Origin of the sequence: Bradyrhizobium sp. Cp5.3, from assembly GCF_000426265.1 — a bacterium.
Taxonomy (GTDB): Bacteria; Pseudomonadota; Alphaproteobacteria; order Rhizobiales; family Xanthobacteraceae; genus Bradyrhizobium; species Bradyrhizobium neotropicale.
Window position 1 is genome coordinate 276,532 of sequence record NZ_AUFA01000001.1, and the last position, 21,375, is coordinate 297,906.

20 protein-coding genes are annotated in these 21,375 nt (G+C 64.8%); 12 read left to right on the forward strand and 8 right to left on the reverse strand.

Annotated features, from left to right (window positions below; all coding sequences use genetic code 11):
• Positions 1–306: 306 nt before the first annotated feature.
• The 3 genes from K289_RS0101330 to K289_RS0101340 form a co-directional block, all read right to left on the reverse strand.
• Entirely contained in the window at positions 307–525 is a 219-nt protein-coding gene (locus K289_RS0101330) for a hypothetical protein (protein ID WP_027549796.1), read from the reverse strand.
• A gap of 1 nt (position 526) precedes the next feature.
• Complete coding sequence (locus tag K289_RS0101335; RefSeq protein ID WP_027549797.1) at positions 527–1,186, reverse strand: acyl-homoserine-lactone synthase; 660 nt, start codon at positions 1,184–1,186, stop codon at positions 527–529.
• An 86-nt stretch (positions 1,187–1,272) separates the two neighbouring features.
• Positions 1,273–2,001 (reverse strand): LuxR family transcriptional regulator, encoded by a 729-nt coding sequence (locus tag K289_RS0101340; protein ID WP_027549798.1) that lies wholly within the window; start codon positions 1,999–2,001, stop codon positions 1,273–1,275.
• Between the two features lie 167 nt (positions 2,002–2,168).
• On the opposite strand from K289_RS0101340, the gene K289_RS50140 reads away from it, so the two are divergent.
• The 10 genes from K289_RS50140 to K289_RS0101395 all read left to right on the forward strand — a co-directional run bounded on the left by K289_RS50140 (position 2,169) and on the right by K289_RS0101395 (position 12,265).
• Entirely contained in the window at positions 2,169–2,345 is a 177-nt protein-coding gene (locus K289_RS50140; protein WP_145927762.1) for a hypothetical protein, read from the forward strand.
• Positions 2,346–2,600: 255 nt separating this feature from the next.
• Positions 2,601–3,539 carry a LysR family transcriptional regulator gene (locus K289_RS0101355; RefSeq protein WP_027549799.1) on the forward strand — a complete coding sequence of 313 codons (939 nt, stop codon included), beginning with the start codon at positions 2,601–2,603 and terminating at the stop codon, positions 3,537–3,539.
• Between the two features lie 132 nt (positions 3,540–3,671).
• A complete protein-coding gene (locus K289_RS0101360; protein WP_027549800.1) occupies positions 3,672–4,550 on the forward strand; it encodes a shikimate dehydrogenase in 879 nt (292 codons plus the stop codon).
• A 54-nt stretch (positions 4,551–4,604) separates the two neighbouring features.
• Entirely contained in the window at positions 4,605–5,735 is a 1,131-nt protein-coding gene (locus K289_RS0101365; RefSeq protein WP_027549801.1) for an ABC transporter substrate-binding protein, read from the forward strand.
• 250 nt (positions 5,736–5,985) lie between these two features.
• On the forward strand, positions 5,986–6,861 hold the full coding sequence (locus K289_RS0101370) for a branched-chain amino acid ABC transporter permease (RefSeq protein WP_027549802.1): 876 nt from the start codon (positions 5,986–5,988) through the stop codon (positions 6,859–6,861).
• Positions 6,858–7,856, forward strand: coding sequence for a branched-chain amino acid ABC transporter permease (locus K289_RS0101375; protein WP_027549803.1), 999 nt, complete (start codon positions 6,858–6,860; stop codon positions 7,854–7,856). The genes K289_RS0101370 and K289_RS0101375 overlap by 4 nt, the downstream gene beginning before the upstream one ends.
• Positions 7,853–8,596 carry an ABC transporter ATP-binding protein gene (locus tag K289_RS0101380; protein WP_027549804.1) on the forward strand — a complete coding sequence of 248 codons (744 nt, stop codon included), beginning with the start codon at positions 7,853–7,855 and terminating at the stop codon, positions 8,594–8,596. Before K289_RS0101375 ends, K289_RS0101380 begins: the two co-directional genes overlap by 4 nt.
• Positions 8,597–8,607: 11 nt before the next feature.
• Positions 8,608–9,342, forward strand: coding sequence for an ABC transporter ATP-binding protein (locus K289_RS0101385; RefSeq protein ID WP_027549805.1), 735 nt, complete (start codon positions 8,608–8,610; stop codon positions 9,340–9,342).
• A complete protein-coding gene (locus K289_RS0101390; protein WP_027549806.1) occupies positions 9,339–10,397 on the forward strand; it encodes a Gfo/Idh/MocA family protein in 1,059 nt (352 codons plus the stop codon). The genes K289_RS0101385 and K289_RS0101390 overlap by 4 nt, the downstream gene beginning before the upstream one ends.
• Complete coding sequence (locus tag K289_RS0101395) at positions 10,394–12,265, forward strand: bifunctional sugar phosphate isomerase/epimerase/4-hydroxyphenylpyruvate dioxygenase family protein (protein WP_027549807.1); 1,872 nt, start codon at positions 10,394–10,396, stop codon at positions 12,263–12,265. The genes K289_RS0101390 and K289_RS0101395 overlap by 4 nt, the downstream gene beginning before the upstream one ends.
• 311 nt (positions 12,266–12,576) lie before the next feature.
• Here K289_RS0101395 and K289_RS0101400 read toward each other — a convergent pair whose 3' ends face one another.
• Positions 12,577–13,749 (reverse strand): ABC transporter substrate-binding protein, encoded by a 1,173-nt coding sequence (locus K289_RS0101400; RefSeq protein WP_027549808.1) that lies wholly within the window; start codon positions 13,747–13,749, stop codon positions 12,577–12,579.
• Between the two features lie 300 nt (positions 13,750–14,049).
• On the opposite strand from K289_RS0101400, the gene K289_RS0101405 reads away from it, so the two are divergent.
• Positions 14,050–15,312 (forward strand): NAD(P)/FAD-dependent oxidoreductase, encoded by a 1,263-nt coding sequence (locus K289_RS0101405; RefSeq protein ID WP_027549809.1) that lies wholly within the window; start codon positions 14,050–14,052, stop codon positions 15,310–15,312.
• Between the two features lie 180 nt (positions 15,313–15,492).
• Here K289_RS0101405 and K289_RS0101410 read toward each other — a convergent pair whose 3' ends face one another.
• Genes K289_RS0101410 through K289_RS0101420 form a run of 3 tightly spaced genes read right to left on the reverse strand, consistent with a single transcriptional unit; the run spans position 15,493 to position 18,319 of the window.
• A complete protein-coding gene (locus tag K289_RS0101410) occupies positions 15,493–16,704 on the reverse strand; it encodes an ABC transporter substrate-binding protein (RefSeq protein WP_027549810.1) in 1,212 nt (403 codons plus the stop codon).
• Between the two features lie 58 nt (positions 16,705–16,762).
• The gene (locus K289_RS0101415; RefSeq protein WP_027549811.1) at positions 16,763–17,086 is read right to left on the reverse strand and encodes a 2Fe-2S iron-sulfur cluster-binding protein; all 324 of its coding nucleotides are present in this window, start codon (positions 17,084–17,086) and stop codon (positions 16,763–16,765) included.
• Between the two features lie 12 nt (positions 17,087–17,098).
• Positions 17,099–18,319, reverse strand: coding sequence for a cytochrome P450 (locus K289_RS0101420; RefSeq protein ID WP_027549812.1), 1,221 nt, complete (start codon positions 18,317–18,319; stop codon positions 17,099–17,101).
• A gap of 83 nt (positions 18,320–18,402) precedes the next feature.
• Here K289_RS0101420 and K289_RS0101425 point away from each other — a divergent pair, with 83 nt between their 5' ends.
• Positions 18,403–18,909, forward strand: a complete 507-nt coding sequence (locus tag K289_RS0101425; protein WP_027549813.1) for a MarR family winged helix-turn-helix transcriptional regulator — start codon at positions 18,403–18,405, stop codon at positions 18,907–18,909.
• Positions 18,910–19,379: 470 nt separating this feature from the next.
• Here K289_RS0101425 and K289_RS0101430 read toward each other — a convergent pair whose 3' ends face one another.
• Entirely contained in the window at positions 19,380–21,233 is a 1,854-nt protein-coding gene (locus tag K289_RS0101430; protein ID WP_027549814.1) for a feruloyl-CoA synthase, read from the reverse strand.
• Positions 21,234–21,375 lie beyond the last annotated feature (142 nt).

The following is a 21,375-nucleotide window of genomic DNA, read 5'->3' on the forward strand; positions in this document are numbered from 1 at the left end:
AGGTTGCTGATGACGTCCGGCTGCAACTCACTGCGCGCAGGTCGGATGACGGGATGCGCGTGATCACCTCGGTGGCAGGTAGGCTCCTTGCGGCCCATCCTTCGAGACGCCCGCTTTTGGCGGGCTCCTCAGGATGAGGTCTTATTTCGCGGCGAAATCCTAGATCCTCATGATGAGGAGCGCCGCCTTACGGCGCGTCTCGAACCATGAAGGCCGAGCGCGTTCGCGCCGCAAGAGCATATGCGATAGCCCTGCCCTTGCGGGGGAGGTTGAAAGCGTGTCCTTCGGGAAAGGAAGAGGATGCGTCTAATGCGACGTCATCTGGTGCGAAAAGTCGTCCGGCTCGGCCATGACGGTGTCCACAGTGGAAGCTTCCAGCGCCGCCATCCGGAACAGATAGGCGAGCGTCGCCAGTCCGGAGTCCTCTGCCATCTGCGCGAGCTCGAGCGCCATGTCGGACATGTAGCCGAGATTCTCGTCCTTCGTCTGTGCCATGATCTGGATGTCCCGCATGATATTCGACATCTCAGGCGGTCTTTCGTTGCGCTGCGGCAAGGCCGCAGCTGTTGGCACGGGCGATGGCATCGATGCGTGGACCGTCCTGCTGGATGACCTGCGTCATCCCGATGCGCTCCCGCACGATATCGAGCGACTGCTGGCGAACCTCGATCGTTGCCGCCATGGTCCACGAGTTCTCGATCAGGGCCGGCAATCCGAGCGGTGTCACGACGAACCCGATGTCGTGGAAGCGCGGCAACCACCAGGTCTCCATGACCAGGCAGAGCCGCTCGATGCCCTGTTCGAGACAGAACTCCTGCGCCGCGGCCATCAGTTGCAGGTTGAACGCGCCGTCGCGACGATCGCGCGTGACGAAGAAGCGCGACCACTCCCACACCAGCGGATCGGCGGGGCAGCCGCGCACCGCGGCGAGATGCGGAAAGACCTCGCTCATCATCGTCGGCTTGGTGGTGGGATAGAGCCGAGAGCCGCCGAGCACGCGGCGGTCCTCCAGGGCGAGCAAATAGATCGCGTCCTCATTGTCATAGGCGTCGATCTCGCGGCCGTCGGGCCTGCGCAGCGCTTCCCACTTGCGCTCCTCGACGAAGATCTCGTGCCTCACCTGGAAATGCCGCTCGATCACCTCTTCATAGAGGTGTCGATTGTCGGCAGAAATCACATGAATCATGAAGTCCCCCATAGCTCGAAATGGGGGAAGCCTCGGAAAAAAAGCCCGGCACGACTATTGGGAAATTTCCCAGTAGGCGCAGAGGCTCATGGATTGATGATTCTGTGGCGGATCGCGATCGCAACCGCGTGCGTCCGGTTGACCGCGCCGAGCTTGCGCGCGGCGGTTGCAAGGTGCTCTTCTGCGGTGCGCTGGGTAATGCTCAGGATCTCGCCGATCTCCCAAGCGGACTTGCCTTGCGCGGCCCAGGCGATCACCTCGCGCTCGCGCGGCGTGAGCCGCGTCGACGGATGCGGCGCCGGATCGAGCAGACGCCGAATGTGGTCGTAGCCGTACATCGCCATCAGATGCAGCGCCGGCTTGCTGCGCGCATTGAGATCGAGGTTGACGCCACCGAGCGAGACGCCAGCCTCATAGCCCGTCAGGCCATGAATCGGCACGACGAAGCCGCGCGACATACGGAAATCGGCGGCCCGCCGCATCACCTCGACAGCTCCGGGCTCGAGTTCCGTATCATAGGGCGCCTCGGACCATTCGAACGGATTCACAGTCTGCCGGCATTTGCGGATGACCGGATCGACGCGGTCAAAGTTCCTCTCGGTATAGATCTTGAACCATTCCGCTGGCCAACGCTTGGCAAGCACCATCTGCGAGAAGCGCTGATCGGGATTCGGTAAACCCGTCACGATCATGTGCTCGAACCCGAAGCGGTTGAACGCTGTTTCAAGCGCATCCATGGCATCCGGGACCCTCCTGTAGGCTCCCAGACCTTCGATGAAGTCGAGCGCTTCCCGGCCATAGTCAACGGCGGACATCAGCGAGATTCCCGTCCCTTGCCGTTCGGTATAGCACGTCTTTGGGGGCTGCCTCAATTCGCTGCTCCCGTAGTTTCCCGGTGCGACACGCGGGCCGAACATTTAATCTACTTGTGGAAGAATGGGCGTCAAGATACACCTCCGATCGTCCGAAGCGGGAAACCACGATGGAAGACGAGAACATCGCCCTCAACAGCGTGCTCGGCCTCGAACTCAACCGCGTGTTTTTCGCCGTCCGCGAAACGGCAAACAAGCAGAAGATCATCGAGTTCGCGCGCGAAGTGCTGGAAAGCGAGCGCGCAAAGCTGCCCGACAGCGCTTCCCCCGAGGGCCCGGCGAACTGAGCCGCGCCGTTGCTGCAACGTTGCCGATGAAACCCATCGCGCGACGCCGCCGCCTCTCCATTTGTACGCGCCGATTTTAGTCCAACAATCTGACCGCGTTGCTCCGCCGTTGCGAGCCGCGCTCTCGCTTACCCTCCCCCTCCAGGGGAGGGTGAAGCGCCGCGCGGCTCTCCATGTTGACAAGCATTTGCCGCTGGAAGTCCTCACATTGCTCGTGAGATGATCGCCGCGATCGCCTTTCGGGATGTCCGGGACATGATGACGCTGCGCCAGGTCGAAGTGATCCGTGCCGTGATGGTGACGGGCACCATCGGCGGCGCGGCGAAGCTGCTCAACGTGTCGGCGCCCGGCATCAGCCGGCTGGTCAAATACACCGAGCGTTCGCTCGGCATCCGCTTCTTCCAGCGTCAGAACGGCCGCTACTTCCCGACGCCGGAGGCGGAGAACATTTTTGAGCAGATCAACGGCGTCTACAAGAAGGTCGACGATCTCTCCGAGATCATCTCCAAGATCGGACGCGGCGGCTTGTCGGAGCTGCGCATCGGCTCGGTGCCGAGCATCTCGCAGGTGATGGTGCCGCGCGCGATCGAGCGCGTCCGGCGCCGTTATCCGGATCTCGGCATCGACATCAACATCCTCAAGCTCGAGGAGGCCATCGACTACCTCCTGCTCGGCCGTGGCGAGTGCGTTGCGATGAGCTACCGGCTCGAGCATTCCGGCCTCGACTTCATGCCGCTCGCCTCGGGCGAGCTCTATTGCATTGTGCCGCCCGGTCACGAGCTTGCCGGGCGGAAGCAGGTTTCGGCGGCCGAGATCACCCGCTATCCGCTGATCGGCATCGATCCCAACGATCCGTATGGACGGATCATGGCCGAGATCTTCGCGCGCCACCGGCTCGACTACAACATCACCATCCGCGCGCGCTTCGGCACCACGGTCTGCGCGCTGGTGAAGGCGGGGCTCGGCATCGCCATCATCGACCAGTTCACGGTCGCCCATGGCGGCTACCCCGGAATCGAGCTGTTGAAGATCACCGAGCCGACGCGGTTCGACACCTACATCGCGGTGAAGCGCGGCGCGCCGCTGTCGCTCCACGTCGAATATTTCATCGAGGCGCTGCGCGCCGAGATGCGCGCTGTCGAACCCTCCCGCAGCAATGGAAAAGGCGGCGCCGCGCGCGGTCGGCGAAAATAACACCATGTTAGGTTTGCCGGATAAATGAGTAATTGTGTTAGGCAGGGGAAAGTCTATCGTCACTCTTGGAATTGCGCGGATTTCCCCGCTAATGGCCGGGAAACAACGCCCCTCACGAGACGATAGTGGATCATGTCGAAGCGCGGACCCGCCACCAGCAAGAAGCTCCTCACCGGCCTGCTCGGCGCGCCGATCGCACACTCCGCTTCTCCCGCCATGCATGAGCGCGCCGCCGAGGCGCTTGGCTTGCGTGGCCATTACCAGCTCATCGAGATCGCCGGCGCGGATGCCGCACTGCTCAGCACGCTGCTCGAGGGCGTGCGCCGTCTCGGCTTCGCCGGCATCAACGTCACCTATCCCTACAAGGAGGCGGTGGTCCCGCTGCTCGACGAGCTGGCGCCGGGCGCCGCCGCCATGGGCGCCGTCAACACCGTCGTCGTCAGGGACGGCCGGCTGATCGGCCACAACACCGACACCACGGGCTTTGCCCGCGCAGTGGCGCCGCTGCTGGCGCCATCTGCCAACGCGGTTGCCGTCATTGGCGCCGGCGGCGTCGGCAAGGCGATCGCCTTCGCGCTGGCGAGCCTGGAGGTGGCCGACATCCGCATTTTCGACAGCGAGCCGGCGCGCGCCGGGAAACTCGCCTCGCTGCTTGCAGCGCGAAGCGGTGCCACGGTCGCTAGAAGCGTCGAGGATGCGCTTGATGGCGCAACCGGCCTCGTCAACGGTACACCGGTCGGCATGCTGCCGAACCGGGGCATGCCGGTCCCGGCCACGCTGCTGCACGAGGGATTGTGGGTCGCCGACGCCGTCTATTCGCCGCTGATCACGCCGCTGCTGGCGGCAGCGCGCGCCAAGGGCGCGCGCATCATGACCGGGCGGGAGCTCGCGATCTATCAGGCCGCCGATGCCTTCGAGCTGTTCACGGGCCTTGCCCCATCGACCGAAGTCATGGGAGAGGCTTTCGACGAGGTGATGGCGACACGAAGCTCAACCTATCACGCAGCGTAACCCAAGCGGCCGGACACAAGGCCGCTGACACAATCAAGCGAACTGGAGGAGACGATGAAATCGACCATTCTGGCAGGCGCCCTGCTTGCCTTTGCTGCCGCAACCGGCGCCCATGGCCAGGCGATCAAGCTCGCCGATGTCGCCGAACTCTCGGGCGGCGGCGCCACCGTCGGCACCAACTGGAAGAATGGCATCGACCTCGCGATCGAGGAGATCAACGCCAAGGGCGGCGTGCTCGGCCGCAAGTTAGAGGTCACCCACGCCGACTCGCAATCCAACCCTGGTGTCGCCCGTGCCCAAGTGCAGAAGGCGCTCGACGCCGAGCCCTACGTGCTGCTCGGACCCGGCTACTCGGGCTCCGTGAAGGTGACAGCGCCGCTCGCAGCCGAAGCCGGCATCGCGCAGATCATGGGCGGCGAGGCCGCCGAGCTGACGCAGGCCGGCAACAAGTTCCTGTTCCGCACCTCGTTCGGCCAGCAATCCTCGATGCCGAAGGTCGCAAGGTACATCCACGACGAGATGAAGGCGAAGACGGTCGCAGTGGTCTGGGTCAACAATGACTTTGGCCGCGGCGGGCGCGACGTCGTCGTCAAGGAGCTCGACCGCCTCGGCTCCAAGGTCGTCGCCGACCTCTCGACCGAAGCCGGCCAGGCCGACTTCGCCGCCGACGTCGGCAAGATCAAGGCCGCCAATCCCGACGCCGTCTTCGTCTATCTCAACGAGGAAGAGAGCGCGCGCATCCTCAAGGAGCTGAAGCGCCAGGGCGTGACCGCGCCGCTGATGGGCGAGACCACGCTGATCGGCCAGAAGGTGATCGAGCTCGCGGGCGACGCCGCCAACGGCGCGCGCGGCCATGTCGGCCTCACCACCGACGCGCCTGTCGAGCTGATCAAGGCGTTCCGCGACAAGTTCGCCAAGAAGTACAATTACGTGCCCGACCACAACGGCCTGAAGGGCTATCTCGCCGTCTACATGGTGAAAGCCACCACCGAGAAGATGGGCAAGGTCGATTCCAAGGGGTTCGCGAACACGCTGCACGGCTTGACGATCAAGGCCGCGGACGAGCCGGGTATCCTGATGGATGTCACCTTCGACCAGAACGGCGACATCGATCGCCAGAGCTTCCTGGTCGAGGTCGTGGAAGGCAAGCAGGTCGTAAAGCAGGTGCTGCCGAAGGCGAAGTGAGTCTCCTCTCCCTGTTCTTACGGGGAGAGGCCTGCCTCTCTTCTCCCTCTCCCCGCTCTTCGCGGGCAGAGGGTTGGGGTGAGGGGCTGCTTCCGCGATCACGGCGACAGTTGAACTCGCGGAGAAAGCCCCTCACCCCGACCCCCTCCCCGTAAGAACGGGGAGAGGGAGAAAAGAGAGCGGGGCGAGGTGAAAAGTACCGGTACTCGCTTCGAACAAGTCATCAGGGCCGCGCGGCCCGGGAGAACCCATGTCCAATCTGTTCGATCTTCTGGTCGCGGGACTTGCCACAGGCGCCATCTACGCGCTGGTGGCGGTCGGCTTCACGCTATTATGGCAGACCTCGCAGACCATCAACTTCGCGCAAGGCGAGTTCGTGATGCTGCCGGCCTTCCTGATGCTGGCGGCAATGCATGTGGGAGCGCCATTCTGGCTCGCGATCATCCTCGGAATCCTGCTCTCGATGATCCTGCTCGGCCTCGCCTTCAAGATGCTGCTGGTCGACCCGATGATGCGTCACGGCGTGCTGCCGCTCGCGATTGCCACCATGGCGCTGGCGATCGGCATCAAGGAGGCGGTGAAGCAGTTCTTCAGCGCCGAAGCCTCGCCCTTCCCTTCGATCGTGCCGACCGGCGACATCTCGGTGCTCGGTCACGCCGTCTCGCTGCAGAGCATCGGCGTGCTCGTCGTCGCCATTCTCGCGGTCTTCGGCCTGACCGCGCTTTTGAACCGCACCTCGCTCGGCCACCAGATGCAGGCGGCGGCGCAGAACCCGACGGTGGCGCGCATCATTGGCGTGCCCGTCGAGCGGATGATCCTCCTGACCTTCCTGATCAACGCCTTCCTGGTCGCGCTGGCCTCGCTGCTGATCACGCCGATCTATCTGGCAAAATTCTCTTCCGGTGAGGTGCTGGGCCAAGCCGCCTTCATCGCCGCGATCGTCGGCGGCTTCAACCAGGTGCGCGGCGCGATCGCCGGCGGCCTGTTGATCGGCGTGCTCGACAATCTCGCGGCAAGCTATGTCTCGACCCAATATCGCGCCGCCGTGCCGCTGATCTTCCTGATCGTCGTCATCCTGTTCCGGCCGCAAGGATTGCTCGGCCGCGCCGAGGAGCGCACGGTATGAGCGGATTTGCCAAGCCCCTGAAGATCGCGCTCCTCCTCGCCGTCGTCGCTGGCCTGATCGTGGTCCCCATGAACTTCAACCGCTACGGCCTGTTCATCCTGAGCCAGTGGGCGGTGATGACCATCGCCGCGATGGGGCTCAACCTCACGCTCGGCTATGCCGGCCAGGTCTCGCTGGCGCAGGGCGCCTTCGTCGGCATTGGCGCCTATGCCGCCGCGATCATGACGACCCATGGCTGGCCGCTGCCGGCGGCGATCGTGGTGGCGATCGTGTCGAGTTTCGCGGTCGGCTGGGTGCTCGGCTATCCGGCGCTGCGCGTGCAGCACCATTACCTCGCCTTCGTCACGCTCGCCTTCTCCACCCTCGCCTTCCTGGTGTTCCGCAACGAGAGCTGGCTCACCGGTGGCATCTACGGCATCTCCAACATTCCGCGGCCACACGTCTTTGGCCTCGCGACCAACAAGCCGCTGCCGTTCTACTATGTCTGCCTCGGTTCGCTCGCGATCGTGTCGGTCGCGGTGTGGTGGCTGATCCGCTCGCCCTGGGGCCGCGCCTTCATGGCGCTGCGCGAAAATCCGCTGCGCGCGCAGTCGCTCGGTGTCGATACGCGGCGCTATACGCTGATGGCCTTTGCGATCGGCTCGGCACTCGGCGGCGTCGCCGGCGCACTCTATGCCCCGCTGACGCAATATATCGACCCCGTACCGTTCAACCTGTCGCTCTCGCTCGACCTCTTGATGATGGTGATCGTCGGCGGCGCCGGCTTCTACTTCGGCCCGTTCCTGGGGGCGATGATCGCGGTGCTGCTGCCGGAATGGCTGCGCTTCACCGAGGGCTACTATTTGATGCTCTATGCGATCGCGGTGATGCTGCTGCTGATCTGGTCGCCGACGGGCATCCTGGGAATCCTCGATCGCTACATGGCCGCGCGCCGCACCAAGGCAGCCTCCGCGCTGCGCGCCGTCGCGAAATCACGGCTGGAGACGGCGCAATGAGTGCGGTGCTCGAAGTCACAGACATCAAGAAGAACTTCGGCGGCATCAGCGCCGTCGACGGCGTCAGCTTCGACGTCCGCGAGGGCGAGATCCTCGGCCTGATCGGGCCGAACGGCTGCGGCAAGTCGACCCTGTTCAACTGCATCCTCGGCCAGCTCACCCCGAGCAGCGGCGAGGTCAAGCTCGACGGCAAGACGGTGACGGGCCTGCGTCCGTCCGAGCTCAACAAGCTCGGTGTCAGCCGCACCTTCCAGCTCCTGCAGGTGTTTCCAAAGCTCTCGGTGCGCGAGAACCTGATCCTTGCCGGGCAGGAGCACCAGGGCAACATGGCCTCGCGCCTCGTCGGCCGCTCCGACGCCGGATTGACCGGCGCCGCCGACCAGATGATCGGCTTCTTCAAGCTCGATCATCTCGCCGCCGAGCCGGCCGGCGGCCTTTCCTACGGCCAGCAGAAGCTGCTCGACGCCGCCATGGCCTTCATGGGCGGACCGCGCCTGGTGCTGCTCGACGAGCCCGCCGGCGGCGTCAACCCGTCGATGCTGGCCGACCTGAAGGATCGCCTCGTCGCGATCAACCGCGAGAAGAACGCCACCTTCGTCGTGATCGAGCACAACATGGAATTCGTGATGTCGCTGTGCTCGCGCGTGATGGTGATGGCGGAAGGCAAGGTGCTGGCGATGGGACGGCCGGACGAAGTCCGGAAGAACCCCGCCGTGATCGAAGCCTATCTGGGACATTGAGGGAGCGAGCCATGAGCGATCCGATCCTCTCGGTTCACAATCTCGTCGGCGGCTATGGCAAGATGACCATCCTGAACGGCACGACCTTCGCCGTGCCGCAGGCGACCATCACCACCATCATCGGCCCCAACGGCGCCGGCAAGTCGACGGTGTTCAAGGCGATCTTCGGCCTCTTGAAGCTGCGCGAGGGCAAGATCAGCTTTGCGAACCGCGACGTCACGAACTTGAGCCAGCGCGCGCTGCTCAACGCCGGCATCTGCTACGTGCCGCAGGGCCGCAACATCTTCCCCGAGCTGTCGGTGCGCCACAATATCGAGCTCGGCGGCGTCGCGGCGAAGGGCATCGACCTGCAGAGCCGGATCGAGGCCGCGCTCGACCTGTTCCCGGCGCTGCGGCGGAAATCCACGCAGCAGGCCTCGACGCTGTCGGGCGGCGAGCAGAAGCAGCTCGAGATCGCACGCTCGCTCCTGCTCGAGCCGAAGCTCGTGCTGATCGACGAGCCCTCGATCGGCCTGTCGCCGCTGATGGTGCAGCAGACCTTCGATATCCTCAAATCCCTGCGCGACCGCGGCGTCACGATCCTGATGATCGAGCAGAACGCGCGCTCGGCGCTGGAGATCTCCGATTTTGGCATCGTGCTCGAACTCGGCCAGACCCGCATGGTCGACAAGGCCGAACGGATTCTGAACGACCCGCGCATCGGCCAGCTCTTCCTCGGCGGCGCCATGGAGGAGAGTGCGGCATGAGCGCGCAAATGCGCATCGCCGTTGCCGGCGCCGGCCTGATCGGCCGCCGCCATATCGAATTGATCGAGGCATCAAGGGATTGCGTGCTTGCCGGCATTGCCGATCCCTCGCCTGCGGCAAAGGACTATGCGCAGGCGCGCAATGTAAATTGGTACGCGGACCATCGCGCGCTGCTGGAGCAGGAGAAGCCCGACGGCCTCATCATCGCTTCGCCAAACACGCTGCACCTGCCGATGGCGCTCGATTGCGCAGCGGCAGGCGTGCCGGCGCTGATCGAAAAGCCGGTGACCGAGACGGTTGCCGCCGCGCAGCGCCTGTGCGCTGCCGTCAAGCGAACCGGCGCGCCAATGCTGGTCGGCCATCACCGCAGGCACAATCCGATCATCAAGGCTGCACGCGAGGCAGTCGCGACCGGAAAGCTCGGCCGGCTGACTGCCGTGGCCGGGCTGTGGCTCCTGAAGAAGCCCGACGATTATTTCGAGGTGGCCTGGCGGCGCGAAGCGGGCGGCGGGCCGCTTCTCATCAACCTCATCCATGACATCGACAACCTGCGCTTCATCTGCGGCGAGATCGCCGAGGTGCAGGCGCTGACCTCGAACATGGTCCGCGGCTTTCCAGTCGAAGACACCGCGGCACTGTTGTTGCGCTTCGCCAGCGGCGCGCTGGGAACGGTGACCGTATCGGACGCGACACCGGCGCCATGGAGCTGGGAGCTGAGCTCGGGCGAGAACGCGGCGTATCCGAAGCAGGATCAGCCCTGTTACGTCTTCGCCGGGACGAACGGCTCGCTGTCGGTGCCGACCATGGAGCTGTGGTCCTATCCGAAGAATCCCGGCTGGCACGCGCCGCTGCTTCGCGAGGCCGTCGCACTCTCCAGGTACGATCCGCTCGCCGAGCAGCTCCGGCATTTCCTGTCCGTCATCGCAGGCCGCGAACAGCCGCTGATTTCCGTTGAGGATGCGATGGGAACACTGGCCGTCGTCGAAGCCGTCAGTGAAGCCGCCCGCACAGGGCTCATCATATCGCCGGGCCGGATCATGGAGCAGGCAGCATGAACAAGCGCTCGATCGCGACGGTCTCCCTCTCCGGCGCTCTCGATGAAAAGCTCCGCGCCATCGCGGCGGCCGGCTTCGACGCGGTCGAGATTTTCGAGAACGATCTCTTGTCCTTCGGCGCAGGCCCCCGCGACATCGCAAAGCTCTGCCGCGATCTCAATCTCGCGATCTGCGCGTTCCAGCCGTTCCGCGATTTCGAAGGCATGCCGGAGCCGCAACGCGCCCGCAATTTCGCCCGCGCCGAGCGCAAGTTCGACCTGATGCAGGAGCTCGGGACCGACCTGCTTCTGATCTGCTCCAACGTCTCCCCAAGCTCGCTCGGCGGCATCGATCGCGCCGCGGACGATTTTCGTGAGCTCGGCGAGCGCGCGGTCAAGCGTGGCTTGCGCGTCGGCTACGAGGCGCTGGCCTGGGGGCGCCATGTCAACGATTACCGCGACGCCTGGGAGATCGTGCGGCGCGCCGATCATCCCGCGATCGGGGTCATCCTCGACAGCTTTCACGCCTTGGCGCCGGGCTTTCCGACCCGCGCGATGGCGTCGATCCCCGGTGACAAGATCTTTCTGGTGCAGCTTGCGGACGCGCCGAGGCTCGAGCTCGACATCCTGTCGTGGAGCCGGCATTTCCGCTCCTTCCCCGGCCAGGGCGATTTGCCGGTCGGCGAGTTCATGGAGGCGATCGCGGCGACCGGCTATGCCGGGCCGCTGTCGCTGGAGATTTTCAACGACCAGTTCCGCGCCGGCTCGGCCGCGCAGACCGCGATCGACGGCCTGCGCTCACTCATTCTGTTGGAAGACCAGCTTGCACCGGATTGGCCGAAGCTGATCGGCGAGCCGCTCGCGCCGAAGGCCAAAAGCCGCGGCACCGGCTTCGTCGAGTTTGCCGTCAACGAGACCAAGGCGGACGATCTCGCCCGCCTGCTCGCGCAGCTCGGCTTCCGCAAGACCGGCAGGCACCACAGCAAGGCGGTGGAGCGCTGGTCGCAGGGCAAGGTCGAGCTGGTGATCAATTGCGAGACCGACGGCTTCGCGCATTCGCACTACGTCACGCACGGCCCCGGCGTCTGCGCCATTGCGCTCGATGTCGACAATGCCGGCCTCGCCATGCAGCGAGCCGAGACGCTGAAGGCGCGCACCTTCTATCAGCCGGTCGGGCCGGGCGAGCTGGAGATTCCCGCGATCCATGGTGTCGGCGGCAGCCTTTTGTATTTCCTCGATCAAGCCGGCAAGAACTGGGACACGGATTTCGAGACGATTGCGAGCAACGCAAATGCGGACGCGTTGCTCGCCGTCGACCACATCGCGCAGTCGATGCCCTATGACGAGATGCTGTCGTGGCTGTTGTTCTACACCGGCATTCTCGATCTGACGCGGCTGCCGCAGATGGAGATCGCCGATCCCAGGGGGCTCGTGCAGAGCCAGGCCGTCATCAATGGCGACCGGAGCCTGCGCTTTGTGCTCAACGGCTCATCCGCCAACCGCACGCTGCCGGCGCGGTTCATCTCGGAATTCTTCGGCTCGGGCGTGCAGCACGTCGCGTTCTCGTGCGAGGACATCTTTGCGACGGTTGCCGCGATGCGCGCACGCGGCGCCGACTTCCTCGATATTCCGGACAACTACTACGACGACATTGAAGCCAAATACGACCTTGCACCGGAGGTCATGGCGAAGCTTCGCGCCAATCACATCCTCTATGACCGCGAGGGCGACGGCGAGTTCTTCCAGGTCTACACCCACATTTTCGACGAGCGCTTCTTCTTCGAGATCGTCGAGCGAAGGAGCTATCAGGGATTTGGCGCAGCCAACGCGGGGATCCGTCTCGCCGCGCAAGCGCGCGAAGTGCGGCCCGCCAGCGTGCCACGGGTGTAGGTGCCTCTTCGCCTCTCCCCGCCTGCGGGGAGAGGCCGGATTGCATCGAAGATGCAATCCGGGTGAGGGGGACTCTCCGCGAGTCTCATGAGCGCGATTGCGAACGCACAATCCGCGCCGTCATTGCGAGGAGCAAGGCGACGAAGCAATCCAGAATCTCTCCGCGGAAAGATTCTGGATTGCTTCGCTTCGCTCGCAATGACGGAGAGGTGGAATTTTCGCGAACCTAACACCGAGCGTGCTCGCGGAAGCAGCCCCTCACCCCGCCCCTCTCCCCCGTAAGAACGGGGAGAGGGAGAGGAGACCTCAGCTCACTTCATCGGGCACTTGTCGTGGAAGCGATCCTGGTCGTTCTCGACGATGGTGGCGATTGTCTTCAGCGAGAGCTGGCCTTCGGCGTCCTTGACCACGTCCTGCAGATAGAAGCTCTGCACCGGGATGTGGTTGCTGCCGAACTTGAAGGCGCCGCGCAGCGACTTGAAGTTGGCCTTCTCCATCTCGGCCTTCATCGCGTCCTTCTTGCTGGTGTCGCCCTTCACCGCGACCACCGCGCTGTTGATGAGCTGGGCGGCGTCATAGGCCTGGGCGCCGTAATAGGTCGGGCGCAGGCCGGTGTATTTCTTGCGATAGTCGGCGACGAAGCGCTTGTTCTGCTCGTTGGGCAGGTCGTTGACCCATTCCTGCGCCCCGGGAACCCCGAGCGCATTCTCCTTCTGCAGCGGCAGCGAGAGCTCGTCGACGGTGAAGGCGGTGTAGAGCGGCATCGTGCTCTTCAGGCCGGCCTGCGCATATTGATTGAGGAACTGCACGCCGGCCGCGCCCGGATAGAATACGAAGATCGATTCGGCGCCGGAGGCGCGCGCCTTGGAGAGCTCGGCGGAGAAATCGAGCTGGCTCGGCCAGACCGTGTATTCCTCGCCCTTGATCTCGCCCTTGAAGGTGCTCTTCACGCCCGCGAGCATGTCCTTGCCGGCGGCGTAGTTCGGCCCGATCAGGAAGACGCTCTTCACGCCCTTCTGGTTCATGTAGAGGCCCATCGCCTGCGGCGTCTGGTCGTTCTGCCAGGAGGTCGAGAATACGTAGGGCGAGCACAGCTCGCCGGCGAGCTGCGACGGACCGGCATTGGCCGAAATCATGAAGGTCTTCGAATCGACCGCGGTCTTCAGCGAGGCCAGCAGCACGTTGGACCAGATGTAGCCGACGATGAAATCGACCTTGTCGGACTGCACCAGCTTCTCGGTCTTCTGCTTGCCGACATCCGGCTTCTGCTGGTCATCCTCGTAGATCACCTCGACCGGCTTGCCGTCCATCTTGCGCCCGAGATGATCGAGCGCCAGCTCGAACGAGTTGCGCATGTCGTTGCCGATCACGGCGGTCGGGCCGCTGAACGTCGAAACGAAGCCGATCTTGATGGTGTCGCCGGCGAATGCCGGGCTTGCCAGCGCGAGCGCAGCCGCACCCGCCAGCCAGAATGCCGTCCTCATAATCACTCCCCTCCTTGAATTATTGATCCCGGAAACGGAGTGATCGCCGCCCCGGGTCGTCTCTATTTGAACGCAAAATCTGTCGGGCCGCCAATGGCTCAGCGCCCGCCCCTGCACCATATTTCGCCCCAATCGGGGATGGCAAGAAATATAATTCTACTCACTTTGGCGAAGCCTGCGGCGCTTTTTCGCGGATATCGATACATCCCGCCTATTCCCCAATTGATGACGGCTATTGGACCGCGGCGCCCGATCCGCTCTTAAATGAAGAGAAGAGATAGCGAGATTCGAGGACGCATCATGACCACGACACCCCACCGCGTCGTCATCGTCGGAGCCGGCTTTGGCGGCCTGGAGACGACCTACCGGCTCACAGGCGCGCCGGTCGAGATCACGCTGATCGACCGCCGCAACCATCATCTGTTTCAGCCGCTGCTCTACCAGGTCGCGACGGCTTCGCTCGCGACCAGCGAGATCGCCTGGCCGGTCCGCCATCTCATGCGCGACCGGCGCGAGGTGACGACGCTGTTTGCGACGGTGAGCGGCGTCGACGCCGAGCGGCGCTGCGTCCTGATCGACGATGGCAGCGAGGTGCCCTACGACACGCTCGTGCTCGCGACCGGCGCGCGGCATGCCTATTTCGGCCATGACGAATGGGAGCAGTGGGCGCCGGGCCTGAAGACGCTGGAGGACGGGACCACGCTGCGCCGGCACATCCTGGTCGCGTTCGAGCGCGCCGAGCGCGAGACCGATCCGGCGCGGCGCGCGGCCCGGCTCACCTTCGCCATCATCGGCGCCGGCCCCACCGGCGTCGAGATGGCCGGCACCATCGCCGAGATGGCACATCACACTTTGCCCGACGACTTCCGCAACATCGATACGCGGAAGGCGCGCGTGGTGCTGATCGAGGCGGGCCCGCGCGTGCTGGCCGGCTTTGCCGACGATCTCTCGGCCTATGCGCAGGCCTCGCTGGAAAAGATTGGCGTCGAGGTCGTGCTGGGACAGCCCGTCACCGACATCGACCGCGAAGGCGTGGTCTATGGCGGGCAGCGATTGAATGCCAAGACCCGGATCTGGGCTGCCGGTGTGCGCGCCTCGCCCGCCGCCGAGTGGCTGGGTGCCCCAGCCGATCGTGCCGGGCGCGTGCAGGTCGAGGCTGATCTGACGATCCCCGGCCATCCCGAGATCTTTGCGATCGGCGACACCGTCAGCATCAACGCCTGGGAGGGCAAGCCGGTGCCCGGCATCGCGCCGGCCGCCAAGCAGCAGGGACGCCACGTCGCCGAAACCATCAAGGCACGCCTGCGCGGCCAAGCAACCGGCCCGTTCCGCTACAAGCACGCCGGCAGCCTGGCGCAGATCGGCAAGCGGCTCGCGGTGATCGACTTCGGTCGCATCAAGCTGCGCGGCACGATCGCGTGGTGGATCTGGGGCATCGCCCACATCTACTTCCTGATTGGCCTGCGCCACCGTCTCAGCGTGGCCTTGAGCTGGCTCTGGATCTACGCCCGCGACCAGCGTGCCGCGCGGCTGATCACGCAGGGCAGCAGCAAGGTGGTGTAGCCTTCCCTTCTCCCCTTGTTGTGGGAGAAGGTGGCGCGAAGCGCCGGATGAGGGGTCTCTATCGGCACGTTCAATTGCGAGAGATTCGTTCGCGGAGACAACCCCTCACCCGGCTTCGCTTCGCGAAGCCACCCTCTCCCACAAGGGGAGAGGGTGCATAAGAGTTCGTGGCTGGAAGAGCTACTTCACCAGCTCACACCCGCCTTCCGCCAACGGACGGAACGCCTGGTCCGCGGGAATCGTCGAGATCAGCTTGTAATAGTCGTACGGATATTTCGACTCCTCCGGCTTCTTCACCTCGAACAGATACATCGGGTGCACAACGCGGCCGTCCTGGCGGATTGTCGTGTCGCCGAACAGCTTGTCCTTGCCCCTGAACTTCTTCATCTCGGGCACGACGTCCTTGGCGTTGTCGCTGCCGGTGGCGGCGACCGCGTTGAGATAGGCGAGCGTGGAGGCGTAGACGCCGGCCTGATTGCCGCTCGGCATCTTGCCGTTCATGCCGGGCCGCGCGGCGAAACGCTTCGCGAAGGCGCGGGTGTCGTCGTTCATGTCCCAGTAGAAGGCCTCCATGAGTTGGAGGCCCTGGGCGACCTTGATGCCCATGCCGTGCACGTCGTTGATGAAGAGCAGGAAGGCGACGAGCTTCTGGCCGCTCTGCTGGATGCCGAACTCCGCGGCCTGCTTCACCGCGTTGATGGTGTCGCCGCCGGCATTTGCGAGGCCGATCACCTGCGCCTTCGAGCCCTGTGCCTGCAACAGGAAAGAGGCGAAATCGGAGGTGCCGAGCGGATGCTTGCTTGATCCGATCACCTTGCCGCCATGCGCCTCGATGTATTTCTGCGCCTCCGACTCGATGCCCTTGCCGAGCGCGAAGTCCACCGTGAGGAAATACCACTCCTTGCCACCGCGCGACACCATCGCGGCCGCCGTGGTGTTGCCGGTCGCCCAGGTGTCGTTGACCCACTGGATGGTGTTGGGCGAACAGGCTTTGCCGGTGAGATCCGAGCTTGCCGTTGAGGACGCCAGGAACGTCATGCGGCTGTCGCGCAGCAGCGCGTTGATGGAGAGGCCGACGGCCGAGTTCGGCACGTCGACGATGGCGTCGACGCCTTCGACGTCGAGCCATTTGCGCGCGATCGCGTTGCCGACGTCGGCCTTGTTCTGGTGATCGGCATAGACGATCTCGACCTTGATGTTCTTGCCGCCGCCGTTGAAGTCCTCGGCGGCCATGCGCGCGGCTTCGACCGAGCCCATGCCGTTGGTGTCCTGGAAGATGCCGGAAATGTCGTTGAGCACGCCGACGCGTACGACATTGTCCGAGATCTCGGCGCTGGCCGCGCCGCTCAGGAGGCTCGCGGCCAGCGCGAGCGTCCACTTCAGATGTCTCATAGTTCCCTCCCCTGTTCGATTGTTTGCCGCGTCGCTCGTTGTCGGCGCGGTCGAAAATTCAGACCTGTCGCTCCGGCAGCCTCAGCACGAGCCCGTCGAGATCGGGCGTGATCACGATCTGACAGGACAGCCGGCTCGCGGGGCTGCGCTCGGCGGCGGCGCCGTCGAGCAGCGCGTCCTCGTCGTCTGCCATCGCGGGCAGCCGGGCGAGCCAGCTCTCGTCGACATAGACGTGGCAGGTCGCGCACATAGCGTTGCCGCCGCACTCGGCCAAGATGCCGTCGAGGCCGTGACGGGTCGCAGCCTGCATGGCGCTTTCGCCGTCGCTGGTCTCGACGCGGTCGGACTTGCCGTCGGAATGGATGAAGGTAATCGCAGGCATCAAGGCTCCTCGTCAGGCCGGGGTGATGGTGACCGGCAGGCTGTCGAGCCCGCGCAGCGTGTTGTTGAAGCGGCGCTGCGGCTCGCCGGTGATCTCGATTTTCGCAATGCGCTTGGCGAGCGCCGTCAGCATCACCTCGCCCTCGAGACGGGCGACGAGCTGACCGACGCACATGTGGATGCCCGAGCCGAAGCCGACATGGCCGGACGTGCGGCGGGTGATGTCATAGCTGTCCGGCTTGTCCCAGCGCCGCGGATCGCGATTGGCGGCGGCAAGGAACATCAGCACTTTTTCGCCCTCGCCGATCTGAGCACCTGAAAGCTCCACATCGCGCGTCGTGGTGCGGAAAAAGGTCTGCACCGGACTTTCAAAGCGAACCGCCTCCTCGAACGCGCCGCGCGCGAGCGAGAGATCGTCGCGCAGGCGCTGCCATTGATCGGGAAAGCGGGCGAGGCAATAGATCGCGGCGCCGATGCCGTTGACGGTGGTGTCGAGACCGGCCGACAGCAGCGAGCGCACCAGCAGCGGCGCCTCGGTGGCCGTGATCTCGCCCTCGTCGACCCGGGCGTGAATGCAGGCGCCAAACCCGCCGGGCGCGAGGTTTTCGCGCTGGCATTGCTCGGCGACATAGGCCTGGTGCGGGGCCGAACGTTCGATCGCCTCCTGGCGCAACTGATTGGGCGGGCCGAAGGCGTTGAATACGACACTCGCATAAGGAATGAGGTGCTCGCGGCCTTCGGGCTTGAGGCCGAGCGCATCCGGGAAGATCGAGAGTGGATAGGCTTCCGCAAGATCCGCGACCGCGTCAAAGCTCCGCTTATCGATCAGCGCGTCCACCCGCTCTTCGGCCGCCGCGGTAAAGCGGTCGCGCACCTGCTTCATCACCGTCGGCGACAGCACCCTTGAGAGCACGGCGCGGGTACGGGTGTGTGCGGGCGGATCGGCCTCGAGGATCAGGCTCGGCGGCCGCCACGGCGTCTCCTTCTTGAAATCGGACAAGCCGACGCCACGACTGGAGCAGAAGGTCGCGGGATCGTTCAGGACGGCATGGACCTCGGCATAGCGCGCCACGCCATAGACGTTCCACTTGTCGAGATAGACAACCGGCCCCGCCTCCCGCAGCACCTCATGCGTGGGATAGGGGTCGGCAAAAAAATTCATCGCAAAGGGATCGACGTCGAGATGCGGGATCCCCGGCGAGCCGGTGGATGCAGGAGAGGCGGATGCACTCATGGAAGTTCTCCCTCACTTTGATCTTGTGAAACGCGAGCGCATGCCCTTAGGTCTGCGGGCACACCAAAAATCAAAAGCCCGCCATGCCTCCGCCTTCGACCAGACCCCGACAGAAGCCTGCGGCCACTGAGGTCGGACCGACGCTCGACCTCGACCGTTACGTCCCGGCCCTCATCACCTTCATCGCCAACAAGCTCTCGAACAGTGCGACTGCGTTCTACCAGCGGCACTTCGGCGTCAACGTCACGGAATGGCGGATCATGTCGCTGCTGGCGATCGAGCCCGGCATTCCGGCCGCGCGCATCTGCCACGTCATCGGCTTCGACAAGGGACCAGTGAGCCGGACGCTGTCGGGCCTCGAGAAGCGCGGGCTGGTGTCGATCCGCACCGACCCGAACGACGGCCGGACCCATTCGATCTCGCTGACGGCGAAGGGCCGCGCCACCCATGACAAGGTCATCGTCGCGGCCCTTGACCGCGAACGGCGCCTGCTGTCCTGCCTCAGCAAGGACGAGCGCGAGGTGCTGATCGGCCTGATCCGCCGCCTGCACGAAAATCTCGGCGCGGTGACGGCCGGCACCGACGGCTGACACACCGCGCCGGGCGCGCGGTCCATTATCGTCGTCGGGCATGCGCCGGAATTTGCCGGCGGCACCATTCCTGCCGAACATGCTTCCTCCAGATCAGGCGCAGCGGTTCTCTCCGCCGTCATCCTTGTTTGGAACGGTTCGCACAAATTAGTTGCCTAGGCAACAAAAGAATTAAAGTTCGGCGATCCGGCAAGCATGCTGCCCTAAAGCTGCGCCGCGTCACTCCCTCTCGCCCGCCCTCATGGGGAGGGGGAGTGGCGCGAACGCACTCGGGCCTTCATGGCTGGAGACGCGCCGTAAGGCGGCGCTCCTCACCATGAGGATCTAGGATTTCGCCGTGCAACAAGACCTCATCCTGAGGAGCCCGCCTACAGCGGGCGTCTCGAAGGATGGGCCGGAAGGAGGCTGCCCGCCAAACTCTCTCGGGGGAGAGGTGAAAACGGCGCAAACTCCGTTTGATCAGCGGATAACTACAAGCCGATCCATTCGCCCGACGCATCGTCGTTCAGCCGGGCCACCGCATCCGCGCGTCGCGTCAGCACGGCGCGCTGATTGATGTAGCCCTTGTCGGTGATCTCGCCGCCATCGACCGATGGCGGCTCGGCGAGCAGCAGCGCCCGCGTCGCATGACCGGAGGAGTTCGCGCCCTGCTGCTGCTTCAGCCTGGCCAGCCCCTGCGCGATCGCGGTCCTGACCTGGTCGTGCGCAAGCACGTCGCTCACGCCTGCCGCCTCGGCAAGACCGGCTTGGGCGCGACAGGCCGCGATGTTCGGGAAGACCAGGAAGCGCACCTCGTCGCCGCCATGACCGGTGACGACGATGTCCTGCGCGAGCGGCGCCAGCGCGGCAATGCCGGCGACGCGCAGCGTGCCGACGCTGACCCAGGTGCCGGAATTCAGCTTGAAGTCCTCCGCGACGCGGCCGTCGAAGAACAGGCCGCGTTCGGGTCGCTCGGCGTCGGCGAATTTCACGGCATCGCCGATGAGGTAAAAACCTTCCTCGTCGAAGGCCGGCTTCGTCAGCTCCGGCGCCTTCCAATAGCCCGGCGTGACGTTGGGCCCGCGCACACGCACCTCGAGCTTGTCGCCGGAGGCGACGAGCTTTAGCTCGGTGCCGGGGATCGGCACGCCGATATTGCCGGAGCGCTCGGCGAGGAAGTGGCAGTCGGTCGCGAGCGGCGAGGTTTCAGTGGAGCCCCACGCCGACACCATCGGCAGCGGGCGGCCGACCGTCTCGACGGAGAGCTGTTCGAGCGCGTCCCAGAGATTCTGCGGCAGCGCGGCGCCGGCATAGAAGGCGAACTTCACCTCGGCAAAGAAGCGGCGCCGCAGATCTTCGTCACCGCGCAGCGCAGCGATCAGCATGTCGAAGCCGCGCGGCACGTTGAAATAGACCGTCGGCATCACGCTCTTCAGGTTCGCAAGCGAGGTCGCGAACAGGCCCGGCGCGGGCTTGCCGCCGTCGATATAAAGCGAGCCGCCGTTGCGCAGCACGAGGTTGAAATTGTGGTTGGCGCCGAAGGTGTGGCTCCAGGGCAGCCAGTCGAGAATGACGAGATCGCCACGGCCTGGCGCGAGGAACGTCCAGGTCTGCGCCTTGGCCTCCTGGCTCGAGGTCAGCATGCGCTGGCTGTTGATGACGGCTTTGGGCGTGCCGGTCGAGCCCGACGTGAACAGGAATTTTGCGATCGTGTCCGGCGTCACCGTCGCGAAGGCTTTTGCGACATCGGGTGTCTCGGTCGTTGCCGCGATCGCGCGGAACGCGAGCGCATCGACGTCATCGGCATTTCCGCTGATGATCTGCGCCCGATGCCGCGGCTTGATCGCGGCCAGCGCCGCGGCAAACGGCTTTGTCGCGGAGACATAGATCGCACCGGGCTCGAGCAGCGCGATCATGCTCTTGAGCTTGTCGAAGTCTCTGGACATCAGCGAATAGGCCGGCGAGATCGCAGCCGAGGGCACGCCGACATGCTGGGCGGCGAGCGCGAGCAGCGCGTGGTCGATGCTGTTGTCGGAGAGGATGACGACGGGGCGTTGCGCGCTCAGACCCTGCGCCAGGATCCAGGACGCCGCCGCGCGCACCTGCCGCAAGGCCTGCGCATAGCTGACCGTGGTCCAGGGCGCCTCGACACTGCCGCGCTCGGCAAGGAAGATCGCGTCAGGCGTCTGCCGCGCCCATTGCTCCAGCCAGTCGCCGATGCAGCGCGCGCCCTCACGCAAACGCTCGGGTGAGCGCAGCACGATGCTGCCGTCGGCGCGGTGCTCGGCGACGGTTTTCGGCGTTGCGAACAGGCTGGAAGCATCACCGCGTGCGGTGGCTGTCATGTGTTTCCTCCTCGCCCGGTCGAATGCCGGGATCGGCCGCAGCCTCGTACCGGGCTGCTTCGGCGATAATGTTGGGCATCGCAATTGTTGTCGTCAACAACAATCTTTCCTTCGCCGCCGGCAGCCGCTAGGCTTGAGGCGA